Annotated in this window: 24 protein-coding genes; 18 read left to right on the forward strand and 6 right to left on the reverse strand. The window is 43.9% G+C overall.

What is annotated here, in order from left to right:
• Positions 1–22: 22 nt before the first annotated feature.
• Both O0550_RS03920 and O0550_RS03925 read right to left on the reverse strand, forming a co-directional pair.
• Positions 23–745, reverse strand: coding sequence for a polymer-forming cytoskeletal protein (locus O0550_RS03920; RefSeq protein WP_003341467.1), 723 nt, complete (start codon positions 743–745; stop codon positions 23–25).
• Positions 746–1,375, reverse strand: a complete 630-nt coding sequence (locus O0550_RS03925; RefSeq protein WP_121474757.1) for a YhbD family protein — start codon at positions 1,373–1,375, stop codon at positions 746–748.
• A 173-nt stretch (positions 1,376–1,548) separates the two neighbouring features.
• On the opposite strand from O0550_RS03925, the gene O0550_RS03930 reads away from it, so the two are divergent.
• On the forward strand, positions 1,549–2,094 hold the full coding sequence (locus O0550_RS03930) for a glutathione peroxidase (protein ID WP_003341463.1): 546 nt from the start codon (positions 1,549–1,551) through the stop codon (positions 2,092–2,094).
• 70 nt (positions 2,095–2,164) lie between these two features.
• Here O0550_RS03930 and ku read toward each other — a convergent pair whose 3' ends face one another.
• Together ku and O0550_RS03940 are read right to left on the reverse strand one after the other, a co-directional pair.
• A complete protein-coding gene (ku, locus tag O0550_RS03935) occupies positions 2,165–3,145 on the reverse strand; it encodes a non-homologous end joining protein Ku (RefSeq protein WP_258425668.1) in 981 nt (326 codons plus the stop codon).
• Positions 3,146–3,225: 80 nt separating this feature from the next.
• Entirely contained in the window at positions 3,226–3,369 is a 144-nt protein-coding gene (locus O0550_RS03940; protein ID WP_003336852.1) for a hypothetical protein, read from the reverse strand.
• Between the two features lie 431 nt (positions 3,370–3,800).
• Here O0550_RS03940 and rsmD point away from each other — a divergent pair, with 431 nt between their 5' ends.
• Together rsmD and coaD are read left to right on the forward strand one after the other, a co-directional pair.
• On the forward strand, positions 3,801–4,367 hold the full coding sequence (rsmD, locus tag O0550_RS03945) for a 16S rRNA (guanine(966)-N(2))-methyltransferase RsmD (RefSeq protein ID WP_022584370.1): 567 nt from the start codon (positions 3,801–3,803) through the stop codon (positions 4,365–4,367).
• 1 nt (position 4,368) lies between these two features.
• Positions 4,369–4,863: a pantetheine-phosphate adenylyltransferase gene (gene coaD / locus O0550_RS03950; protein ID WP_003336854.1), complete on the forward strand. Its 495-nt coding sequence runs from the start codon at positions 4,369–4,371 to the stop codon at positions 4,861–4,863.
• A 96-nt stretch (positions 4,864–4,959) separates the two neighbouring features.
• Here the strand turns inward: coaD and ylbJ are convergent, their stop codons facing one another.
• Positions 4,960–6,177 (reverse strand): sporulation integral membrane protein YlbJ, encoded by a 1,218-nt coding sequence (gene ylbJ / locus O0550_RS03955; protein WP_003336855.1) that lies wholly within the window; start codon positions 6,175–6,177, stop codon positions 4,960–4,962.
• Positions 6,178–6,310: 133 nt separating this feature from the next.
• Between ylbJ and O0550_RS03960 the strand changes: the two genes are divergently transcribed.
• On the forward strand, positions 6,311–7,144 hold the full coding sequence (locus O0550_RS03960; protein ID WP_181747980.1) for a patatin-like phospholipase family protein: 834 nt from the start codon (positions 6,311–6,313) through the stop codon (positions 7,142–7,144).
• Positions 7,101–8,189, forward strand: coding sequence for a SepM family pheromone-processing serine protease (locus tag O0550_RS03965; protein ID WP_258425669.1), 1,089 nt, complete (start codon positions 7,101–7,103; stop codon positions 8,187–8,189). The genes O0550_RS03960 and O0550_RS03965 overlap by 44 nt, the downstream gene beginning before the upstream one ends.
• A gap of 15 nt (positions 8,190–8,204) precedes the next feature.
• Here the strand turns inward: O0550_RS03965 and O0550_RS03970 are convergent, their stop codons facing one another.
• Positions 8,205–9,437: a nucleotidyltransferase gene (locus O0550_RS03970; RefSeq protein ID WP_258425670.1), complete on the reverse strand. Its 1,233-nt coding sequence runs from the start codon at positions 9,435–9,437 to the stop codon at positions 8,205–8,207.
• 167 nt (positions 9,438–9,604) lie between these two features.
• On the opposite strand from O0550_RS03970, the gene O0550_RS03975 reads away from it, so the two are divergent.
• From O0550_RS03975 to O0550_RS04035, 13 genes are all read left to right on the forward strand, one after another.
• Positions 9,605–10,123 (forward strand): YceD family protein, encoded by a 519-nt coding sequence (locus O0550_RS03975; protein ID WP_003336859.1) that lies wholly within the window; start codon positions 9,605–9,607, stop codon positions 10,121–10,123.
• A 193-nt stretch (positions 10,124–10,316) separates the two neighbouring features.
• Complete coding sequence (gene rpmF, locus O0550_RS03980) at positions 10,317–10,487, forward strand: 50S ribosomal protein L32 (RefSeq protein WP_018670782.1); 171 nt, start codon at positions 10,317–10,319, stop codon at positions 10,485–10,487.
• A 173-nt stretch (positions 10,488–10,660) separates the two neighbouring features.
• Positions 10,661–11,227, forward strand: a complete 567-nt coding sequence (fapR, locus tag O0550_RS03985) for a transcription factor FapR (protein ID WP_003336860.1) — start codon at positions 10,661–10,663, stop codon at positions 11,225–11,227.
• 32 nt (positions 11,228–11,259) lie between these two features.
• Positions 11,260–12,273: a phosphate acyltransferase PlsX gene (plsX, locus tag O0550_RS03990; RefSeq protein WP_003336861.1), complete on the forward strand. Its 1,014-nt coding sequence runs from the start codon at positions 11,260–11,262 to the stop codon at positions 12,271–12,273.
• Complete coding sequence (locus tag O0550_RS03995; protein ID WP_003336862.1) at positions 12,270–13,283, forward strand: beta-ketoacyl-ACP synthase III; 1,014 nt, start codon at positions 12,270–12,272, stop codon at positions 13,281–13,283. Before plsX ends, O0550_RS03995 begins: the two co-directional genes overlap by 4 nt.
• A 33-nt stretch (positions 13,284–13,316) precedes the next feature.
• Entirely contained in the window at positions 13,317–14,273 is a 957-nt protein-coding gene (fabD, locus tag O0550_RS04000) for an ACP S-malonyltransferase (RefSeq protein WP_003341450.1), read from the forward strand.
• Complete coding sequence (gene fabG / locus O0550_RS04005) at positions 14,273–15,013, forward strand: 3-oxoacyl-[acyl-carrier-protein] reductase (protein WP_258425740.1); 741 nt, start codon at positions 14,273–14,275, stop codon at positions 15,011–15,013. The genes fabD and fabG overlap by 1 nt, the downstream gene beginning before the upstream one ends.
• Before the next feature lie 52 nt (positions 15,014–15,065).
• Complete coding sequence (gene acpP / locus O0550_RS04010) at positions 15,066–15,299, forward strand: acyl carrier protein (protein WP_003336866.1); 234 nt, start codon at positions 15,066–15,068, stop codon at positions 15,297–15,299.
• A gap of 131 nt (positions 15,300–15,430) precedes the next feature.
• The gene (gene fabF, locus O0550_RS04015) at positions 15,431–16,672 is read left to right on the forward strand and encodes a beta-ketoacyl-ACP synthase II (protein ID WP_003336867.1); all 1,242 of its coding nucleotides are present in this window, start codon (positions 15,431–15,433) and stop codon (positions 16,670–16,672) included.
• Between the two features lie 33 nt (positions 16,673–16,705).
• The gene (gene rnc / locus O0550_RS04020; RefSeq protein WP_003341446.1) at positions 16,706–17,395 is read left to right on the forward strand and encodes a ribonuclease III; all 690 of its coding nucleotides are present in this window, start codon (positions 16,706–16,708) and stop codon (positions 17,393–17,395) included.
• Positions 17,396–17,737: 342 nt separating this feature from the next.
• On the forward strand, positions 17,738–21,310 hold the full coding sequence (gene smc, locus O0550_RS04025; protein ID WP_258425671.1) for a chromosome segregation protein SMC: 3,573 nt from the start codon (positions 17,738–17,740) through the stop codon (positions 21,308–21,310).
• Positions 21,311–21,381: 71 nt separating this feature from the next.
• Positions 21,382–22,395: a signal recognition particle-docking protein FtsY gene (gene ftsY / locus O0550_RS04030; protein WP_003336870.1), complete on the forward strand. Its 1,014-nt coding sequence runs from the start codon at positions 21,382–21,384 to the stop codon at positions 22,393–22,395.
• A 161-nt stretch (positions 22,396–22,556) separates the two neighbouring features.
• Positions 22,557–22,895 (forward strand): putative DNA-binding protein, encoded by a 339-nt coding sequence (locus O0550_RS04035; protein ID WP_003336871.1) that lies wholly within the window; start codon positions 22,557–22,559, stop codon positions 22,893–22,895.
• Positions 22,896–22,904 lie beyond the last annotated feature (9 nt).

Genomic DNA, 22,904 nt, shown 5'->3' on the forward strand with positions numbered 1-22,904 from the left:
CAGATCGCTTTCTTAACAGATTTTATTGCTGCTGAACTTTTTCCTTCACATTTGCTTTATCATCGCAAATAAGGCTCGTTTTGTATTCTACGAGCTGGATGTCGCATCCTGGACCTAAGGTGATATGATTGCCACGGACAATGGTGGCTTTGGTGTCTTCTAAATAAATATCGTCGCCTTCGATAATATGTGTAGTTAGACTGTTGGAAAAAAACGGGCGAAGCAGGGAAGGGAGGAAGGAACCGCGTCGTTTTACTTCTATATGCTCCCCGCCTATTTCTTTTGCTCTGCATTCACCGCTTGGCTGAATATAAATTCGTCCCGCATTTAGTAATCCTTCTATTTGAAAGCAGCCATACGTCTGAAAGGACTCTGCTTCACAATCGCCAGCAATTTTAGTATAGCCACGTACTCTCATCTCTTCTGCATGGCAGGAGCCATCAACCAAAATACTGCCATCAATGTTAATTTCCTGACCTTTAACCTGACCATTGACTTTTGTATTTCCACTAATTTTCAAGATTTGACTTTCGACGCTTCCATGAACCGAGGAGTTGCCTCGAACGACAAAGGTTTCAGACTCAACATCTCCATCCACAGTAGCATGCCCCGCGCAAGAAAATTCCTTACATACAAGATCAGACGTGATTTTTGCACTACCAGCTATTTTGACAGAATGAAAAGTTCCTCCGGGTATTTTCATGGAACCATTGATTACGAGATCATCGGGTTCTTTTCTTGACATTTACAATTCCTCCTTGAGTATGTCCCATTTCTGCTTCAAATTTTCAAGTAAAACAGGAAGAGAAAGACGGGCAACAATTCGAGCATGCTCTTCCCAAAATAGTTCTTCAGGAGATGATGTGATTAAACAGATGGATACGCCCATTTTTCTAACAAGAATAAGTTCAGCCGTTTTCCCCTGTAAGGAAGCATAGTTAGCTGCATAGGTGCGCAGAACGGTTTTGGCTTCTTCTCGACTACACTCACCGCTGAGCAGTAATTGATCAACAGCATACAAGGACAAGACGATTTCAAAAGAGTATTCCTGCTGCTTGGCAAAGCATTCCTCATATAGCTCAAGTGAAGTTTGTGTAACAATGTTTCGAGAAAGGATCGTTTGTCTATTCATTGCATGATCTAAAGGAATAGGAGAGAACATATTTGCCAACTCATCTAGTGAAAGATCGTCCTTCAGACTTAGAATTTTGTTCACTCGATGCAGGATCTCCTGCTTAGGGAAAAAAGTCTCCTGCCCTGTAAAGGTTGACTTGCGAATAAACCAGTCCTCGGGAATTAAATTTTTACGTTTCCAGCGGTAAAGCTGGCCGTAGGAGATTCCGGTTTGCTCTAGCAATTGTTTTTTTGAAAGCAATTCCTGGTTAATTTGGGTGACCTCCTTTTGTAAGGATAGAAGTTTACTTTGTGCAAACGATCGTAACATAACAATGTTACGTTGTAAATGGATCAAAAGTGTATGTAAGTGCAAAAATAATTGCCGTAATTTATTTAGAATGATTATAATGTAGAGAGAGGATGGTGATTTGTTTGAGCATTTTTGATTTTTCCGTACAAACAATGCATGAGGAAACGGTGTCATTAGAACGTTATAAAGGGAAGGTCTTACTTATTGTTAATACAGCTAGCAAATGTGGCTTTACACCGCAATATACAGATTTACAGAAGCTGTACGACCGTTACCGAGATGATGGTTTAGAAATTTTAGGATTTCCTTGCAATCAATTTGAGCAACAAGAACCAGGAAATAACAAGGAAATTGCTCAGTTTTGCGAGTTGAATTATGGGGTGAAATTTCCGGTATTTGCGAAAACGGATGTAAAGGGAACGAATGCGAATCCGCTCTTTCGTTATCTATGTCAGGAAATTCCATTTGCTGGCTTTGATGAGTCACAGGCATCTGGGCGACTTTTACATATGTTTTTACAAGAAAAATTTCCTGAGACATTGATGGATGACTCTATAAAATGGAATTTCACAAAATTTTTAGTGGATCGAGAAGGGAAGGTAGTGGGGCGTTTTGAGTCGCCTGTTGAGCCAATGGATTTAGAAGCTCCAATTAAGGATGTATTATAGACATATCAGCTATCCTAGAAAGTAAAAATGAAAAAGCTGAGAGCAACAAGCTGGGCCCTCAGCTTTTTCGTTATGATTTCGTATTCGGTGTCTGTGTTTTCTTTCGTCGCAAGGCTTTTGTTACACTGGTAGTGCTTGTATCAGGGGTTAGCTTCGTTGTAGCCGCAGTTGTAGATGCTTTGCTTTTCTTTTTGGGATTCTGAGCAATAGGCCGCGGCTCAGGATATCGTTCCACGATGTCACGATTCTCATTTGTTTCTTTTGTTGCCAGCTCTTGGGGGGCTTCAGCTTGAGCCAAGCTTTCCTTTAATGCCTGCATGAGATCAATGACATTAGCGCGTGGTGCGGAAGGCGCTGTTGCCACCTCTTTCCCTTCCAGTTTTGTCGTAATGAGCTCTTGTAAATGCTGTCGATACGTATCTTGGTATTGTTCAGGGTGGAAGGGACGAGACATGCTTTCGACTAATTGAATGGCCATAGCTAGCTCACTCTCGACTAGTGGCGCATCTGCTTGAGGGAGAGCTGGTACTTGAGTTAAGGAGCGTACCTCATCGGGATAGAAGATCGTTTCTAACACCATACCATTTTGATAGATACGTAATACGGCCAAGCTTTCTTTATTACGCAAGGTGATTCTAGCAATTGCGATTTTACCGGTCTGCTGCAAAGTAACCCGTAAGAGGGAATAAGCCTTTTCCCCTGTTTCCTGTGGAGAGAGGTAGTAGCTTTTATCGAAGTAAATGGGATCAATTTCTGACAGTTGAACGAAATCGACAATTTCAATAGCCCGTTTCGTTTCGGGGGCGATTTTGTCCAAATCCTCGTCTTGAATCATAACAAAATTACCTTTTTCATATTCGTATCCTTTTATGATTTCATCGGAAGCTACTTCACGGTCACAGGTTGGGCAAACCTTGGAGTACCGAATGGGCGTATGGCACTCCTTATGCAATTGACGAAAACGAATATCGCGGTCTTCTGTTGCTGTAAACATACGAACAGGGATATTCACTAAACCAAAACTAATGGAACCTTTCCAAACGGTGTGCATAAAAAACGCCTCCTTATAGAAGTAGTATCCACAAGGAGGCATAATGTATTGGCATGTAACTTTTGGGACGTCAACAATATTTATTGGTTATGCTTCTTGGCATCAAGAAGATCCGCTTCCGATTGCATATCGCGGGCACGCTCGATTCCAACACCAGTGCGATCCGCCTGCGATTGAGCTTTAGAGGCTTTAATCTTACGTTCTGATGGATTTTTAGCAGCCATGCTGGTTCTCTCCTTCTATTCTTTATGAATGGGGACGTTTACTAATATCTCTGTTTTGGACAAAAAAATACCTCACTTCTTCTTAAAAAGAGTGAGGCAGTCATTCAAGCTGTTTCCACGAGGGAAACCTGTCACCTTCATGCTCCTATCTACATGAGGTGTCAACTGAACTGACTTCAATTATGGGAGAGGAGAAACCGGAGGAAGAGCTTATGGGGAAACGTAAGTCTTCTCCGCGGTTGTCAGCGACACCATAGCATCGCTTGTAACACATTTTTACCAGCAAACTGGTAAGTTATACATCCTGATTTATATTTTTTATCGTTTGGATTGAAAATTTTACGTTTTTCCTTCCTATATGGTAGTATGAAAACTACTGTCTCACGAAAAAGTGTGACAACGGATATGTATACAAGTTAGGTGAAGAGAAAATGAGAGTGATTTCAGGAGAACATAGAGGTCGTTCGCTAGCTGCCGTGCCTGGTACAAGCACAAGGCCCACAACAGACAAGGTAAAGGAATCCATCTTTAACATGATCGGACCATATTTTGATGGGGAATGGGCGTTGGATCTATATGCAGGGACAGGAGGCTTAGGGATTGAAGCTCTTAGTCGGGGTGCTGCAAAGGCCATTTTTGTAGACAGTGACAACAAAGCTTTTAACACGGTCAAACAAAATCTTAAAACCTTGCGTTTGGATGAGCAGGCAGAGGTTTATAAAATCGATTCAGCACGTGCCCTTAAGGTGCTTTCTACTCGTGGGGTGCAATTTGATTTAGTATTTCTTGATCCTCCTTATGCAAAGCAAAAGCTTGAGCAAGAGATTGAACAACTCCAACAATTACATATGGTAGCCGCTGATGCTTGGATTGTGACCGAGCATGATGCTAAGCTAACTTTACCTGAACAGATTGGAATGTGTGAGCAATATCGTTGCTCTACTTATGGAGATACGAGGGTTACTATTTATCGCTATATAGTGGAAGGAGATTCCTAGCATGAGAATAGCAGTTTGCCCAGGCAGTTTTGATCCGGTCACGTATGGGCATCTAGATATCATTAAGCGTGGAGCTAAAATTTTTGACAAGGTTATTGTGGCTGTACTGGTTAATTCAAATAAAAAGCCGTTATTTACATTAGAAGAGCGCATGGCATTATTACGTGAAGTAACAGCCGAGTATTCTAATGTAGAAGTAGATACCTTTAATGGCTTGTTGGTTGATTATATGCAAAGAAAAGAGGCTCGGGTCTTGTTAAAGGGCTTACGGGCAGTATCTGATTTTGAATATGAAATGCAGATGGCCTCTATTAATCGCAAGCTGGATGAGGAGATTGAAACACTGTTTGTCATGACAAATAATCAATATTCTTTCTTAAGCTCAAGCATCGTAAAGGAGCTTGCCAAGTATGATGCCAATGTAACTGATTTGGTGCCCCCGATTGTAGAGCAATCGATGCGGTTAAAGTTTCAGGAATTACAGGGAAACAGCTAGGAATGGTTGCTAGCCGGCCTGTAGGGAAAGGCTTCAATAAATGGGTAAGGAACGCGGGTTTCTTACCCTTCCTTTATTTGTATACATATTAGGCCATTATTGCTTCCAAAGCTTGTGTAATAAAAAACAAATTAAAAATAAGACAATTGCGATACAAGCTGCAATGGTGCTCATTTGAGAAAAAATAAGCCACCACGATTTAGCCTGAAGTAAGTGCTCGCTAGGTAAAAATGCTGGGATGCTTGTATTTACATTTTGCGTGATGATCGTAAGTGGTTTCCAGAACACGATTGTTAACACCGCTGCAAAAATAGCATGGATAGCCCGCCCGATGAGATAAGGCTTCACGCTAATATCCGTTTTGCTTAAAATGCTTGCAATTTGTGCATGGACGCTTAGACCACCCCAGGATATGATGGCAGCGGTAATAGCTGCTTTGACCATCATCGAGATATTCTGAATTTCACTAGTATTTTGAGCACCCATTGTTACTTCAAATAACCCAGCTAAGCCAGCCTTACCCATCGCGTCTGTAAATCCAAACGGGCCCAGCAATAAAAAGAGAACCCGGTTTAAGAAGCTGGTAATGCCAACGGTTTGCATCATTTGAAGCAAGACAGAGAACATGATAATAAAGCCCCCGACCACCATTAGGGTTTGTAGAGCGGATTGCACGGCATCTCCCATTAGCTTGCCGAAGGGGCGATTATCACTGAGTCTGGCACGATGCATAGCTTGTAAGGCCCGGTAAAGTAAGGGATGCTGTGATTTTTCATAAATCGCTGTTATGGGGGAAACAGGGGAGTACATACGATAAAGCATGCCAAGCAGGATTGCAGCACCATAATGGGTAAAGGCGATTACATATCCGAGCTGTTCACTGTTAAAAAAACCAACGGCTACTGCACCGATAACAAAAAGTGGATCTCCCGTAGTAGCAAAGGTAACGAGCCTTTCCCCTTCAACTTTTGTAATGTGGCCTTTCTCTCGTAAACGCGTGGTTAGATTGGCTGCGACTGGATAGCCGGAAGAGAACCCCATTGTCAGCACGAACCCTCCTGTACCCGGGACATTGAAGAGAGGACGCATCAGTGGCTCCAGTAATACCCCGATAAAATGAACAACACCAACTCCCATCAGAACCTCCGATACAAATATAAAGGGGAGAAGAGCAGGAAAGACGACTTCCCACCAAATGTTTAAGCCGCGAACGGCAGCTTGAAAGGATGGCTCCGGATTAATAATAAGTACAAAAACCAAAAGGAGCGACAAAATCGCTAAACTAATTGTGAGATAAGGAGAACGATGCGACATATAACCCTCCCGGATGTAAGCGTTAGTACATGTCTACGTTGGAGAGGTACAAACTATTCATACTCTCTACTAGCTAAAAAATGAATGGAGAAGTGGGCTGTTTTCATATGATTGAGGGGAGGAGGCGTTTTTTATGACAGACAAGAAACGACCAACCATTGGTTTAGCACTTGGAGCGGGGGGTGCCCGTGGATTGGCTCATATCGGTATTCTAAAGGTACTTGAAGAGCATGATATTCCTGTTGATTTTATAGCAGGAAGCAGTATGGGGAGCTTGGTAGGGGCCTTTTATGCAAATGGAATTCGACCAGACATGATGGAGAAATTGGCAATAAATTTAAAGCGCAAGCACTGGTTAGATTTAGTGGTCCCTCATATGGGATTGGTAGCCGGTCAAAAGATAAAAGAAATCATCCGCTTATTAACTCATGGCAAAAATATTGAAGAACTACAAATTCCCTTAGCAATTGTAGCAACTGATATAGAGACGGGAGAACGAGTTGTTTTTACAGAGGGACCTGTAGATATCGCTGTGCGTTCCAGTATTGCTATGCCAGGAATTTTTGTGCCAGAGCAGGTAAATGGCAGAATGCTGGTGGATGGAGGTGTAATTGATCGAGTGCCGATAACCGTTGCGAAAGAAATGGGGGCTGATCTAGTCCTGGCCATTGATGTAGCGAATTTTGACACCAGAATGAAAGTGTCAAGCATCTTTGATGTGATTGCTCAAACGATAGATGTAATGGAACGTGAAATTTTGCGCCATAGGATGCTATCAGCAGATTTAGTGATCCGTCCAGAGGTAGGTCACATCGGTAGCTTGTCTTTTACACAAATAGATTCAATTGTCGAATTAGGAGAGATAGCGGCTCGAAAGCATATTGATCAAATTAAAGAGATGATAAAGAATTGGGAGGAAACAGATGCAAAACGAAAATCAATCGAACGAGGGCTTAAGACGAACTAATAAACGGAATATAGCCGTCCTGGTAGCTATGATCATTATGATTCTTATGGTCATTAGTACTTATATACCTATGCCTTATTATGTACAGCGTGCTGGGACGGCTAAAGAGCTTTCGCCTATGATTACCGTAGAAGGCGGCGTAAAGGATGAGAAGGGTACATTTATGCTGACCACTGTACGCATGTCCCGAGCAACACCTTTAACGTATTTATACGCACAATTTTCTAAGGATGCTGATCTCATTTCCGATAAATTTATTACAGCGCAGGGTGAAAGCGATGAGGAGTATGCAAAACGGGAGCTGTTGGTGATGCAGCGATCGCAGCAGGTTGCAGAAGCGGTCGCCCTGAAAAAAGCTGGCTATCCAGTCAAAATGGAGGATCAAGGAGTCTTAGTCTTGTCGGTAATGGATGGCTTTCCAGCTAAAAACGTGTTGAAGGTGGGAGATGTCATTACCTCGCTGAACAACAAGCCGGTTAAAAATAAGAATGATCTATTCCTCTTATTGGAAGGTAAGAAGGCTGGTGATGCTATCCAACTACAATTTAAACGGGATGGAAAACAAGAACAGGCGGAATTGATTCTGGCGCAATTACCGGAAAATAATGGAGCAACGTCCCATCGAGCTGGGTTTGGGATTACACCGCAGGATCAAAAACGCATCCTATTTGATAAGAAAATTACGATTGCCGCTAATAATATTGGTGGACCGTCCGCAGGCTTAATGTTTACCTTGGAAATCTATAATCAATTGCGTCCAGAAATCGATATCACGCGTGGCTATCGTATTGCTGGAACGGGTGAAATGAATTCCGATGGTACTGTAGGAAGGATCGGTGGCATCAATCACAAGGTTATCGCCGCTGATGCCGCAGGAGCAGAAATTTTCTTTGCGCCAAACGATACAAGCGGCGATAAATCAAACTATGAAGTAGCGGTGGAAACGGCGAAACGTATTCATACCTCTATGCGGATTGTTCCAGTAAAAACGGTAGATGATGCACTACAATACCTTCAGCACCTAAAGCCAAAGGGAACAGAGTAAAAGAAAAGATCTCTCTTACTCAGGTGTGATTTGTAAAGGAATCCGGCGATATTCTTCCAAAAAGGGCTGCTCGATTTGAGTCGAATGAGCCAAACGGTACAAAGCATTTGATCGAATATCAACATCAAGCATAGGGTGCAATCCATCCCTTACATTCGTGTAGAGGGGGATTGCACTTTTTTGTTTAGCCTGCTGAAGTAATGCTCTTCCCTTCTGGCTGAACCCAAGTACACGGGCGTATGAGGCGCCATGGCGGAGGTTGAAAGCAGATATCTGGTCTTTTTTTACATCGAGTAGCACGTTAAGCAACATACGTTGAATGCGATTTTGCGTATATCGTTTACTTTTAGCAGAGGTGATCATCTGTGCAACGGTTTTTGATCGCCGTACCGATTCAAGGAGCCGATGTTCCATTCCTTCTTCTATTTCATGATACGTAGCAAGCTCTTGTGCAGTGAGCTGTAACAGACGATGGAATAGAGGATGAGCGAAATTTTCCCACGTCATAGGACAAAGCCCAGAAAGCCATTCACGTTGCAACACTTCTACAGTAGCTCTCGGTACGTATCCGGCGACTGCTGCTATCTTTTGTTGTTGCTCTGTCAATATTTTTCGCAAAGCGGTAGCGCTTGCTATCTGCTCGTCTGTGATTGTTTCTTGATGATAGCCTGCTTTTTGACGTTGGATGGTGACAGGTACAATTTTGCTGTTTAACCTAGCCAGTGATAGGAGATAGTTAAAACCGAGTATATTATTTGGTTGATCGAGAGCTGCGCCGTGAATGCCGTGATCGGTGAGGTACGTGTGAGCCGCTTCAGCATATGCCTTAGGATACGGAAGACCATCGCGTAACCCTGCTTTTAGTAAATGAGAAAATTCAGGTGCTTCATGCGCGAGTAGCTGTGCCGCTTGTTTCATCCAGCTAATGTCTCCGCACTCCGAACCAAAGCATAGCGTATCAACTACTCCGATGCGATCTAACAGTGAGACCGCACCGTGGGCAAACAACTCAGCGTTCGAGGTGGCAAAGAGTGTAGGGAGTTCAATTACCAAATCAACACCTAAACGCAGAGCCATTTCCGTGCGAGCCCATTTTGAGACGATGGCAGGTTCACCCCGTTGTAAAAAGTTGCCGCTCATGACGGCGACACAGGCATCAGCGCCTGTCATTTTTTTCGCTAATGCAAAATGAAGCTTGTGTCCATTGTGCAAAGGGTTGTATTCTACTATAAGGCCCACTGATTTCATTTGTAAAAATTACATCCTTTCTACCAGAACCTATCTGTACTGGTAGTGTAGACAAGTTCATTTGTTCTGGCAAATTCTATTTGCAGCCGATAAGGTGTCAAGGAAAATAGGTTGACAAAGATGTAGGCAAAAGCTATAATCATCTTTGTTGTGCATGAGGTGATAACATGAATATTAAACTAATAGAATTGCACCACAGAAAAGGAGAACCACTTCCTTTTCAAACAAACTTGGATTCCCAGGATTTAAAGAAGCGTCATCAAGAGATTCGAGACTTATCACCTGTTACTGTTACAGGAGAGGCTATGGAGCTCGGTGGCTTAATCTATATCAAGGGAGAAATACAAGCAGAAGCTAAGTTCGTTTGTGCGCGTTGCTTGACACCGTACACGGAACAGCTTTCGATTCCTTTTTCTGAAACCTTTGCGCCGAATACATCCGATATCGAATTTGATGAGGATAGCGATATTCATCAGGTGACTGGCGAAGAGATCGAGTTGGACCCGTTCCTGGAAGAAGACTTCTTGTTGTCAATTTCAGCATTCCCATTGTGCTCCAAGGATTGTCAGGGACTGTGCGCGAGTTGCGGAATTAACCGCAATGAACAGTCATGCAATTGTTCCACAGAACGTATTGATCCGCGTTTAGAAGCCCTAAAAAAATTCTTCATTCAAGCAGAAGAATAAGCTTGTTTTCAAGATGAAGCGCTTCTCTTTGGATGAATTGCTTCATTTTTGAACGGGTTGGTCGATTCCTGTGAATTAGCCCTAACCCACATACATCGGTTCCACAGATAACCATTTCACTTACGGCTTTATGCCTTGAGTTTCTATATGGGGAACCTTCAGACATTTTGACTTCGAAGGAGGTGTAAGGAAGATGGCAGTACCTCAACGTAGAACTTCCAAAACTCGTAAAAGATTGCGTCGTACGCACTTCAAATTAGAGATTCCAGGTATGGTTAAATGCGATAACTGCGGCGAACACAAACTAGCTCACCGCGTATGCGCAAGCTGCGGAACTTACAAAGGTAAGAAAGTGGTTCAATAAGTAAGAGGCAAGGTGAGGTGATCACCTTGCTTTTTTTCTATTCAAACGGGGGAATCTAACGGATTAAGTTATTTTTATGAATAGGGTTGTAAAAATAGCCTCCCTCCCGTATACTAATTTAGTACCTGGTATTAAAAACAACTCGTAAGCATAGATAGAAAAAGCTAAGGGGGGTGCCGAAAATCGCTCGCATAGCTAAGAGAGATCGTCAAAGACAGCTCGTGGATAGTCTAGAACGAAATCCATTCGCTACGGATGAAGATTTGGCCGCGATGTTTGATGTTAGCATCCAAACAATACGGCTGGATCGTTTAGAGCTAGGCATACCGGAATTACGTGAACGGATTAAATCTGTTGCAGAGAAAAGTTTGGATCCAGTCAAATCACTAGGAATTGAAGAGGTGATTGGCGAAGTAATAGATCTGCAACTGGATGATTATGGAATTTCTGTCTTAGAAATAACAGAGGAGTATGTGTTTACTCGAACACAGATTGCTCGTGGGCATTATATCTTTGCTCAAGCAAACTCCCTGGCGGTTGCTGTTATCGACGCGGATGTTGCTTTAACGGCTACAGCCCGCATGCGTTTTATTCGGCCTGTGAAGCAAGGCGAGAAGCTGGTTGCTAAGGCTGTGGTTCGTTCTACGGAAGGGGACGAAAGCAAGGTGCGCGTCGAAACGAAGGTTCAAGGGGAAAATGTGTTTACTGCTACGTTTAGAGTTTTTCGTATCCGTGAGTAGTAAGGTCAGGAAAAAACAGGAGGGAATTGTACTTGCGTATTTCACTTGATGCCATGGGGGGCGACCATGCACCCCGCAGTGCCGTAGAAGGCGCTTTGGAGGCTATCGCTGTTGAACCCTCCTTACAAATTGTTTTAGTTGGGGATGAATCAGCTATTGGCAGCTATCTGCCTACACCCCGTCCATCTAATATTGAGATTTTACATACAACAGAAAAAATAGCAACAGATGAAGAACCGGTCAAAGCTGTGCGCCGTAAAAAAGATTCTTCTTTAGTAAAAGCAGTAGAACTAGCGCGTCAAGAGGAAGTAGAGGCGGTCATTTCTGCTGGTAACACCGGAGCATTGATGACAGCGGGCTTATTGATTACGGGACGCATGAAGGGAATTGAACGTCCGGCTCTAGCTGCGATGATTCCCAAAATCAAGGGTGGCGTTACATTGGTGCTTGACGTTGGCGCCAATATGGATGCGAAACCCCAGCACCTCGTGCAATATGCTATTATGGGTAGCCTATATGTAGAAAAAGTGTTAGGCATAAAAAAGCCACGCGTTGGTCTACTAAATGTCGGTACAGAAGAAGCGAAAGGGAATGAACTGGCTAAAAGCACCTTTCCCTTGCTAAAGGAGAGTCCGGTCCATTTTATTGGGAACGTAGAAGCGCGAGATTTACTAGAGGATGCTTGCGACGTACTAGTATGTGAGGGCTTCTCTGGCAACATTTTATTGAAAAATACAGAGGGAACGGCTTTAGCTATTTTCTCTCAGTTGAAGCGTGAGCTTACCTCAACCTTCATGAATAAACTGGCTGCTGCCATCTTAAAGCCAAGTCTAAAACGTTTTGCTAACCGCATGGACTATGCAGAGTACGGTGGTGCTCCGATGCTTGGATTGAAACGACCTGTCTTTAAGGCGCATGGTTCATCCGATGCAAAAGCATTTAAAAATGCCCTGCTAGCAGCGGCGCGTTTTTGCAAGTCTGATGTCAATCAGCTCATCTTAAAGGAGCTACAGATCGATCATAGCGGAAAAGGGGAAAAAGAATGAATGGATTACGTCCTGTAGGAATCCTGGCAACAGGCTCCTATACACCTGATAAAGTGTTAAGTAATGCCGATTTGGAAAAGATGGTGGAAACCTCTGACGAATGGATTACCTCTCGTACAGGGATTCGTGAACGTCGAATTTGTGCGGAAGATCAAGCTTCTTCAGACCTAGCCTATGAAGCTGCCGTGAGAGCGCTGAACAAGGCAAACATCAGTGCTGAAGACATTGACATGATTATTGTGGCAACAGTAACTCCAGACCATTCCTTTCCATCTACATCATGCATATTACAAGAAAGATTGGGTGCTAAGAAAGCCTCGGCTATCGACCTTTCCGCAGCATGCACGGGATTCATTTACGGGGTGACGACTGCTACACAATTTATCGCGAACGGCATGTATCGTTATGTGCTGGTTATCGGGGTAGAGTCATTATCCAAAATCACAAACTATGAAGATCGTAATACATGCGTACTATTTGGTGACGGCGCAGGAGCGGCTGTTCTTGGTCCTGTTCCAGAGGGAATGGGCTTTAAAGCCTTTGACCTAGGTGCGGATGGATCAGGTGCTAAGTTGCTATCTCTCCCAGGTGGCGGTTCTCGTTACCCAGTTACAAAAGAAACCGTAGAGAACAAAATGCACTATTTGACCATGACTGGCAATGAGGTTTTTAAATTTGCTGTACGAGTCATGAACAGTGCAACTGACACCGTGTTAACAAAAGCAGGACTAGAAAAGGAAGCAATCGATCTCTTGGTACCACATCAAGCAAATTTACGTATCATTGATTCGGCTGTGAAACGTTTTGGTTTGTCAGAGGATAAAGTGGTAATTAACTTAGATCGCTATGGAAATATGTCGTCTGCCTCTATTCCCGTTGCGTTGGATGAAGCTATCCAAGCGGGAAGAGTTAAAGAAGGAGACAATGTTATTCTCGTTGGCTTTGGTGGCGGCTTGACTTGGGGAGCAGCACTGCTCACATGGTGCACACGTGAGCAAAACGGCGAATAATACGAAGTACACAGGGATTGGAGTCGAATGGATTTGAGTAAACTAGCATTTGTTTTTCCAGGACAAGGCTCTCAGTTTGTTGGAATGGGAGCGCAGTTATGTGAAGAATCATCAGCGGCAAAAGCGATTTTTAGTCAGGCGGATGAAGCACTAGGTTTCTCGCTTTCACATCTTTGCTACGAAGGACCTGAAGAGGAGCTGCGTTTGACAGTAAATACGCAGCCAGCTATTTTGACCATGAGCGTTGCTGTTCTTAAGGTTTTACAAGAAAAATGCCCTGATCTGAAGCCAGATTTCGTGGCAGGACACAGTTTGGGCGAATATTCTGCATTGGTAGCCGCAGGAGCAATCAGCTTTACCGATGCTGTGAAAACCGTGCGTGCACGTGGACAATATATGGAACAAGCAGTGCCTGCTGGTCAAGGGGCTATGGCGGCCGTACTTAATATGGATCGCCAAAAGTTGCGAGGCATATGTGAACAAGTTACCGAAGCCGGATACCCTGTTCAGCTTGCAAATATGAATTGCCCAGGGCAAATTGTCATTTCAGGTAGTGCTGAAGGTGTAGAGAAAGCGGGAGTACTGGCAAAAGAAGCGGGCGCTAAGCGCGTCATGCCACTAAATGTTAGCGGACCTTTCCATTCTTCCTTGATGCAACCAGCGGCTGAGCTTTTACAGGCTGTTTTAGCAGATATCGAAATAAACGATGCCAATGTACCAGTAGTGACGAATGTTGCAGCACGTCCTGTGACGAATTCTAGCGAAATTGCTACGAGCTTGGTTGAACAGGTATCTTCTCCTGTTCTTTGGGAGGATTCAGTTGCTTGGATGATCGAGCAAGGCGTCACTACGTTTATTGAGATCGGTCCCGGAAAAGTATTAGCTGGTTTGGTGAAAAAAATTGCACCAAAAGAAGCCAACATAAAAATCTTTAGCCTGCAAGACATGGATTCACTTACTGAATTCGTTGGAGGAGGAGAAGCATGTTAATGTTAGAAGGTAAAGTAGCTTTGATTACAGGGGCTTCTCGTGGTATCGGTCGTGCCATCGCACTAAAATATGCGGAAGCCGGAGCCAATATCATCGTTAATTACTCAGGAAACGAAGCGAAAGCTCAGGAAACAGTAGCTGAGATCGAAAAAATGGGTCGTGAAGCAATTATGATTCGCGCCAATGTAGGAAATACAGAAGAAGCGGAGAATATGGTAAAAGCAGCGCTAGAGCGCTTTGGAAAAATTGATATTCTCGTAAATAACGCAGGAATTACTAGGGATAATCTCTTAATGCGCATGAAAGAGTCAGAATGGGATGAGGTTATCAACGTCAATTTAAAAGGCGTATTTAATATGACAAAAGCGTTGACTCGTCCAATGATGAAACAGCGCAGCGGAAGCATTATCAATATTACATCGGTTGTAGGTGTATTAGGTAACGCAGGACAGGCTAACTATGTGGCTGCCAAGGCTGGAGTCATTGGTTTAACCAAAACCACTGCTCGTGAACTCGCTTCCAGAAACATTAAGGTAAATGCGATTGCTCCGGGATTTGTTGACACTGATATGACAGATGTTCTACCGGAAGACGTTAAGAGTGGAATTTTAGCACAGATTCCATTTAACCGTCTTGGATCGGCTGACGAAATTTCTAGTGTGGCACTTTTCCTAGCATCTGATGCCTCAAGCTACATGACAGGACAAACCTTACATGTAGACGGCGGTATGTATATGTAAACTGGTTTTTACAAGAGACATCCCGTATAATACGTGAGAGGGGGTGAAGTAAGTGGCAGAAATTCTTGATCGTGTTAAGAAAATCGTCATTGACCGTTTAGGCGTAGACGAAGATAAAGTAACGTTAGAAGCTTCTTTCAAAGAAGATCTAGGGGCAGACTCCCTTGATGTTGTTGAGCTTGTTATGGAATTAGAAGACGAGTTCGACCTAGAGATCTCTGATGAAGATGCAGAAAAAATTACTACTGTGGGTGAAGTAGTTAATTACATATCTTCCCACAAGTAATCGCTAAGGAGGGGCTCCGTTTCGACGGGGCTTCTCCCTTTACGCAAATAGGTGATTTTTTCAACAAACGATACGTTACTAATAATGTTAAGCTAGGATGCGCAAGCTGATTTATATAGAGGTGAATGAACATGAGACGTAGAGTAGTCATTACGGGTTTTGGGTGTATAACCGCACTTGGAAAAGACCCAGAAACTCTTTGGAAGAACCTGCTTGCAGGTAAATCAGGGATCAGCCGGATTGAGAATTTTGACCCAACCGATTATCCTACAAAAATTGCAGCAGAAGTTAAAGATTTTGATCCCGAACAATATATGGACAAACGAGAAGCACGTCGGATGGATCGTTTCGTGCAGTTTGGTCTAGCAGCAGCGAAGGAAGCAGTGAAAAACGCAAATTTGACCATTACTGAGGAGAATGCTGAGCGTATCGGTGTCTATATTGGTTCAGGAATAGGTGGACTTAGTACATGGGAAGAACAACATCAAATTTTGATGGAGAAGGGTCCGCGTCGCGTTAGTCCGTTCTTTATTCCTATGCTAATCGCTAACATGGCTTCTGGAATTGCTTCTATCGAGCTAGGTGCAAAGGGTCCAACCTCGAGTGCAATCACTGCATGTGCAACAGGTACGAATTCAATTGGTGACGCTTTCCGTCTCATTCAGTTCGGTCAAGCCGATGCTATGATTACAGGTGGTACAGAAGCGACAATTCGTCCGATGGGTATGGCTGGTTTTTGTTCATTAAAGGCAATGTCTACTCGCAATGACGAGCCACAAAAGGCAAGTCGCCCTTTTGATCAAGGTCGAGATGGTTTTGTTATGGGTGAAGGTGCTGGAGTATTGGTTTTGGAAGAGCTAGAGCATGCTAAACAGCGTGGAGCAACCATTATTGCCGAGGTAGTTGGCTATGGTATGAGCGCTGATGCGTTCCATATTACTGCTCCGGATGAAAATGGAGACGGTGCCCGACGCTGTATGTTAAATACGTTAAAGGATGCGGGTGTATCTCCAGAGCAAGTGGACTACATCAATGCACATGGTACATCTACTCCAGCCGGTGATGTGGCTGAAACAAAAGCAATTAAGAGCCTGTTTGGTGAGCACGCCTACAAGCTAGCTGTGAGTTCTACCAAATCAATGACAGGTCATTTGTTGGGAGCGACAGGAGCTATCGAAGCGATGGCGTCAGCTTATGCCCTGCGTGATCAGATTTTACCTCCAACCATCAACTTAGAGAACCCTGACCCGGAATGCGATCTGGATTATGTACCAAACAAAGCGAGAGAGGCAAAGGTAGAATATGCTTTGTCTAACACATTTGGCTTTGGTGGGCATAATGCGACCATTCTTTTAAAACGTTATGCGGAGTAGAGCATGCATTCGGTGAGGGAAGGTGAAAGAGGGATGAATTTTAAAGAGCTGCAAGAAAAAATCGGAATCGTATTTACTGATGAGTCCTTGATGCGGCAAGCATTCACCCATTCTTCCTATGTGAACGAGCAAAGGGGCAAACGGATTTCCGACAACGAACGCCTAGAATTTCTAGGCGATGCGGTGTTGGAGCTAACGGTCTCCCAATTTCTCTACAAAATGTTCCCGAAAATGAGTGAAGGTGAAATGACCAAGCTTCGTGCGGCGATCGTATGTGAACCGTCACTCGTTAAGTTTGCAGAGTTGCTTCAGTTTGGTGAACTGGTGCTATTGGGAAAAGGCGAGGAGCTTACAGGTGGGCGACAACGACCAGCTCTCCTTGCTGACGTTTTTGAAGCCTTTGTCGGCGCTTTGTACCTTGATCAAGGCTTGGATGCGGTTTTTCAATTCCTAGAAAAATATGTGTATCCGCGCATTGATAAAGGTGAATTTACACAAGTGACCGATTTTAAAAGTCAATTGCAAGAGCTTGTTCAACAGGACAGCTTGGGAGAAATCATTTATCGCATTTTGCAGGAGAGAGGACCTGCCCACAACCGTGAGTTCGTATCCGAAGTGATATTGAATGGAAATCAGTTGGGAGTAGGCTCCGGTCGTTCCAAGAAAGAAGCAGAACAACGCGCTGCTGCACTTGCTCTCATGAAAATTGAAACGAAAGCGTAACGTAAAAAATAGCTGAAAGCATGTTAAAAACTAGGCTTCTACTTTGTGTGTCTACAAGGTAGAAGCCTAGTTTTTTACTGAAACTGAAAAAGTTATTTGCAAATTATTTTGCAATCATATGTACGTTTTTTCGAGAAACAGGGTTCGATGAAACGCTTGTGGTAGACCAAAGTATTAATTGGAAAGTACCATTAACGAATGAATAAGTAGCAAAGTGCAGGGCAATTTTTTTTCTACAAATACAGAAAATCAGGTATTTCCCAAGTCACCCTACGCCAAATGGGTCATCTATGATAAACTAGGAGAGTTAAAGAGGATTGAGTATGTTTAGGGGAGATTATCATGTATTTAAAACGGTTGGAACTGATCGGCTTTAAGTCGTTTGCAGACCGGACCGAATTGGAGTTTGTACCGGGAGTGACTGCGGTAGTTGGTCCAAACGGGAGCGGCAAGAGTAATGTATCGGACGCGATTCGTTGGGTACTTGGTGAACAAAGCGCTAAATCGCTTCGCGGCTCCAAGATGGAGGATATTATTTTTGCCGGTAGCGATACGCGCAAACCGGTAAATTTCGCGGAAGTATCTTTAACCCTAGATAACTCGGATGGCTCTTTGGATACCGAATACTCCGAAGTGACCGTAACACGTCGAGTCTATCGTTCAGGGGACAGCGACTATTCTATTAATAAGCGTTCCTGCCGATTAAAGGATATCATGGAACTGTTTATGGATACAGGTGTAGGAAAAGAGGCCTACTCTATCATTGGCCAAGGCCGAATCGAAGAAATACTGAGCACGAAATCAGAAGATCGCCGGGGCATTTTTGAAGAAGCAGCCGGAATTGTAAAATATAAGTCTCGCAAGCGGGAAGCAGAAAAGAAACTGGATGAAACAACCCAAAATTTAGTGCGTATTTATGATATTCGCAATGAGGTAGAAGAGCAAGTAGGTCCCTTGCAGGAGCAGGCGGAAAAAGCCAAGACCTATAAAGGCCTACATGAAAAGCTTATCCAGCATGAGGTAGCTCTCTACGTGCAGCAAATCGAGCAGACGCATGCCAAATGGGAGGAAACGAAAAGAAAATCTGCTGATTTAGAAAATCAATTAGCCAAGCGTGCCGCACAAGCAGGGCAGCAAGAAGCGGAGCTAGAGCAGGCTCGCTACAAGGTTAATCAGATTGACGAATCAATTGAAGAGCTACAGCAGGTTTTGCTTACGGTGAGTGAAGAGGCGGAGAAGGTAGAGGGCCGCCGTGAGGTATTGCGGGAGCGCAAAAGAAATCTAGAAGCGAATCGTAAGCAAACAATGGAGCAAATGCACCGATTAACCGAGAAGCAGCATGTCATAGAGGAAGAGCTGACAGCGGAAGAAGCACGCCGAGAAGAAGCCAAGGGAAAGATGCGAGAAGCAGAAGGAAAGCTCAAGAAGGCGGAATCTGAATTCCAAGTGGTCGTGCGTGGGTTGACAGATGATCTGGAGAAGCTGAAAAGCGATTACTTCGACAAGCTTAATGAAATGGCTCGCCTCCGTAATGATATTCGGCATCAGGAACAGACGCGTGATACCAGCAAGGCACGAATGGAGCGTTTGCAGGCAGACCGAGATCGCCTAGTTAGTGAAGAATCTACTCAGCTAAATACAGGGGAAGGGCATGCCTCTGAGCTTGCAACAATTGAGCAAAAGCTAAATGAAACGCTAACCCGTTTCCGTGAACTCATGGCCCAAACCCGTGGACAAGAGCAACAAATCGAAGAGGCTGAAATGGAGATTCGCCGTCTTGAACAGCAACGCGAAGCTACGCGCTCTAGGCTAGACCTATTAAAAGAGATGCAGCATGATTTCGCGGGCTTCCAGCAGGGGGTTAAAGAAATCCTACGCGCTCGTGAAAAAGGCATGAAGGGAATCCATGGAGCAGTTGCCGAGCTCATGACAGTGCCGCGCAAGGTGGAAACTGCTATTGAGGTTGCTTTGGGAGGAGCCCTGCAAAATGTAGTCGTAAATGATGAAGCAGCGGGGCGTGAAGCGATTGGCTACCTGAAACGGCATAATCTGGGCCGTGCTACCTTCTTACCACTATCGGTCATTCGTTCTCGTTCCCTTACTAGTGAAGATGAACGTCAATTGCGCAATGAAAGCGGAGTGGTAGGCATTGCTAGTCGTCTTGTCTCCTTTGATGAAGCCTATCGGGCTGTTGTCGAGTCTATGCTTGGCAATGTCATCATTACAGAAACCTTGGAGCAGGCAAACCGTGTAGCCAGAAGCTGTCATTACCGCTATCGGGTGGTCACGCTAGATGGTGATATCGTTAATGCAGGCGGCTCTATGACGGGCGGAGCTGTGAAGAAGAACAATGCAAATCTTCTAGGCCGCAACCGTCAGGTAGAAGAGCTAGAAGGCATGTTAGATACCTTGCAAAATGAAATTGCACAGAAGAAGGCTAGCATTGAAGCTGTTACAAAGACAGCGAAACAAGCAGAAGAGCAACAGGAAAAGCTACGTGAACAAGGAGAGGTTCTTCGCTTACGTGAACAGGAATTAAAAGGTTTGCTGCAACAAGCGGAGTTATCTGGAAAATCCTTACGGGAGCGTATGGCTGTACTTGATCAGGATATGGCTCTTTATCAAAAAGAGATGAATGATGCTCAGCATAAGCTGACAGAACTTAGCCAGCAATTGAAGGTGCTAGAGGAAGAAGAGCATTTGCTCACAACTGCCATCGCTACAGCCGAAACAAGACGAAAAGAGCATATGCTTAGCAAGGAAGAAATGAATGAGCAGATTACCAGTCTGAAGGTCCTCGTGGCACAAGTAAAGCAGGAGCATGCCTCTCGAATCGAACAGGTGGAGCGTTTACGTGAACAACGTACCTTATTGACAAAGGAATGGGAAGAAGCAAATCAGGCTTTGATGGATCTGCATAGCCTAGATGATAATAATGATTCCTTTTTTGGAGAGCTGGATGAAAAAATTTCTGAGCTTCGTCAGGATAAGGACCGTGTAGCCAATCTGATTTCCGAACGGCGTGGAGATCGATCGAGTCTATTTGCTAAGCAGGAGCAATTGGAGCTTGAGGTAAAAGAGATTCGTAAACAAGTAAAAGCACTTGAAGAGAAGCTGCATGCCGAAGAAGTAAAGGGAAACCGGTATGAAGTAGAATTAGATCATTTGCTAAACAAACTATCAGAAGAGTACGAGCTAAGCTTTGATCTCGCTAAGCAAAAATATCCTCCGTTGGGAGAGATTGCTGAGCAGCAGGGAATCGTTAATGGATTGAAGAAGCAAATAGCTGCACTCGGAACCGTTCATTTAGGTGCAATTGAAGAGTTTGATCGCCTAGCAGAGAGGTTAGATTTCTTGCGGAAACAAGAAGAGGACCTAATAGAGGCAAAAGAAATGCTCTATCAGGTGATTGCTGAAATGGACACAGAGATGTCACGCCGCTTCCAACAGACATTTGATGAGATTCGAGTTCAATTCCAAGATGTATTTGTGCAGTTATTTGGAGGAGGTAGGGCGGATCTGCTGTTGTCACAACCAGATCGATTACTGGAAACAGGGATTGATATTGTAGCCCAACCCCCGGGTAAAAAACTACAAAATTTAGCGTTATTATCTGGGGGAGAACGCGCATTAACAGCTATGGCTCTCTTATTTGCTATACTGCGCGTGAAGCCAGTGCCATTCTGTGTATTAGATGAGGTAGAGGCTGCGCTGGATGAAGCCAATGTTAGCCGCTTTGCCGAATATATGCATCAATTTAGCGGCGAGACCCAGTTTATTTGTGTCACACATCGGAAAGGAACTATGGAGAGTGCTGATGTCCTGTACGGTATCACTATGCAGGAAGGCGGCGTTTCCAAGCTGGTGTCTGTTAAGCTTGAAGATACGAAAAAACTGATTGAATCCGCTTCATAGATCGTATTTGTAGTCTTTTAAGACTCGCCGATTCACCAAAACAAACAGACAACATTCAAGGAGGGTCAGTTGTGAGCTTTTTTAAAAAACTTCGTGATTCCATCGTAAAAAAATCAGAAGAGGTAACGCAGAAGTTTACGGATGGGTTAACCAAAACAAGAGATCTTTTAGTAGAGAAAGTAGAGGATTTAGTCCGTCGCTACAAAAAAATTGATGAGGATTTCTTCGAGGAGCTAGAAGAGATTCTAATAGCAGCCGATGTAGGCGTAAATACGGTGATGGAGCTCGTTGATGATTTGCGAGGAGAGGTTCGCAAGCACAAAATCGAGAATGCCCTAGACTTGCAACCGATTCTATCGGAAAAGCTAGTTAACCTATTACGCAACGATGAAGCCCACAATACGGCACTACAGATAGAGGAAGGACGTTTAAACGTTGTGTTATTCGTAGGGGTTAATGGTGTAGGAAAAACCACTACGATTGGTAAAATGGCTCATATGTTTAAACAACAAGGGAAAAAAGTAGTTTTGGCAGCAGGGGATACCTTCCGTGCTGCTGCGATTGAACAGTTGGAGGTTTGGGGCGACCGTGTTGGTGTAGATGTGATTAAGCATCAGCAGGGCGCTGATCCGGCAGCCGTTATCTATGATGCGGTACAAGCGGCTAAGTCACGTAAGGCAGATGTTCTTCTCTGCGACACAGCAGGTCGTTTGCAAAACAAGGTGAATCTAATGGAAGAGCTAAATAAAATCTTCCGTGTCCTACAACGTGAAATCCCAGATGCTCCTCATGAAGTATTGCTGGTTCTGGATGCGACGACTGGACAGAACGCTATGAACCAAGCTAAGGCTTTTGGGGAATCCGCTGGCGTGACAGGTATTGTCTTGACCAAACTAGACGGGACAGCGAAGGGCGGTATCGTTATTGCTATCCGCAATGAGCTGGATATACCGGTGAAATATGTAGGTTTGGGTGAAAAAATGGATGATTTACAAGCCTTTGATCCAGAACAATTCGTTCATGCTTTGTTTGCTGGCTTGATTGAAAAAGAGACAGAGCAGGAAGCTGAATCCGAGCAAGAATAGCAAGCTTACGAGCGTTGTTTTTGCAGAATAGATCTTGAAAAAATTAATGTCAACAAAAAGACTTGACAGTAGGCGCAGGATTGTATAGTATATTACTTGGCTCTGTAAAGGAAAAAAACTTTACACAGTAGCAACCGATCTAACTGTAAAGGATTGGTTCCATGCTGGAAAAAACGAATCAAGTGAATCTCTTATTTGACTTCTATGCTTCTCTGTTAAAAGGAAAGCAACGTGAATACCTTGAGCTTTACTACCTGGATGATCTATCGTTAAGCGAGATTGCAGAAATGCATGAAGTAAGCCGACAAGCCGTTTATGATCATATCAAGCGAGCTGAAAAGCAGCTTTATGAATATGACGAAAAGCTGAAGCTAACAGCGAAGTATGAACAGCGTCAAGAGGTTGTGAGAATGATGATCAATCTGGTAGAGGCCACAGGTGGGGACGATACGAGAGAGGAATTGCTTATCTTGCTCCGCCAACTGTCAGAGATGGATTAGGAGGGGCAC

The organism is Brevibacillus halotolerans (assembly GCF_026891775.1).
GTDB lineage: Bacteria > Bacillota > Bacilli > Brevibacillales > Brevibacillaceae > Brevibacillus_B > Brevibacillus_B halotolerans.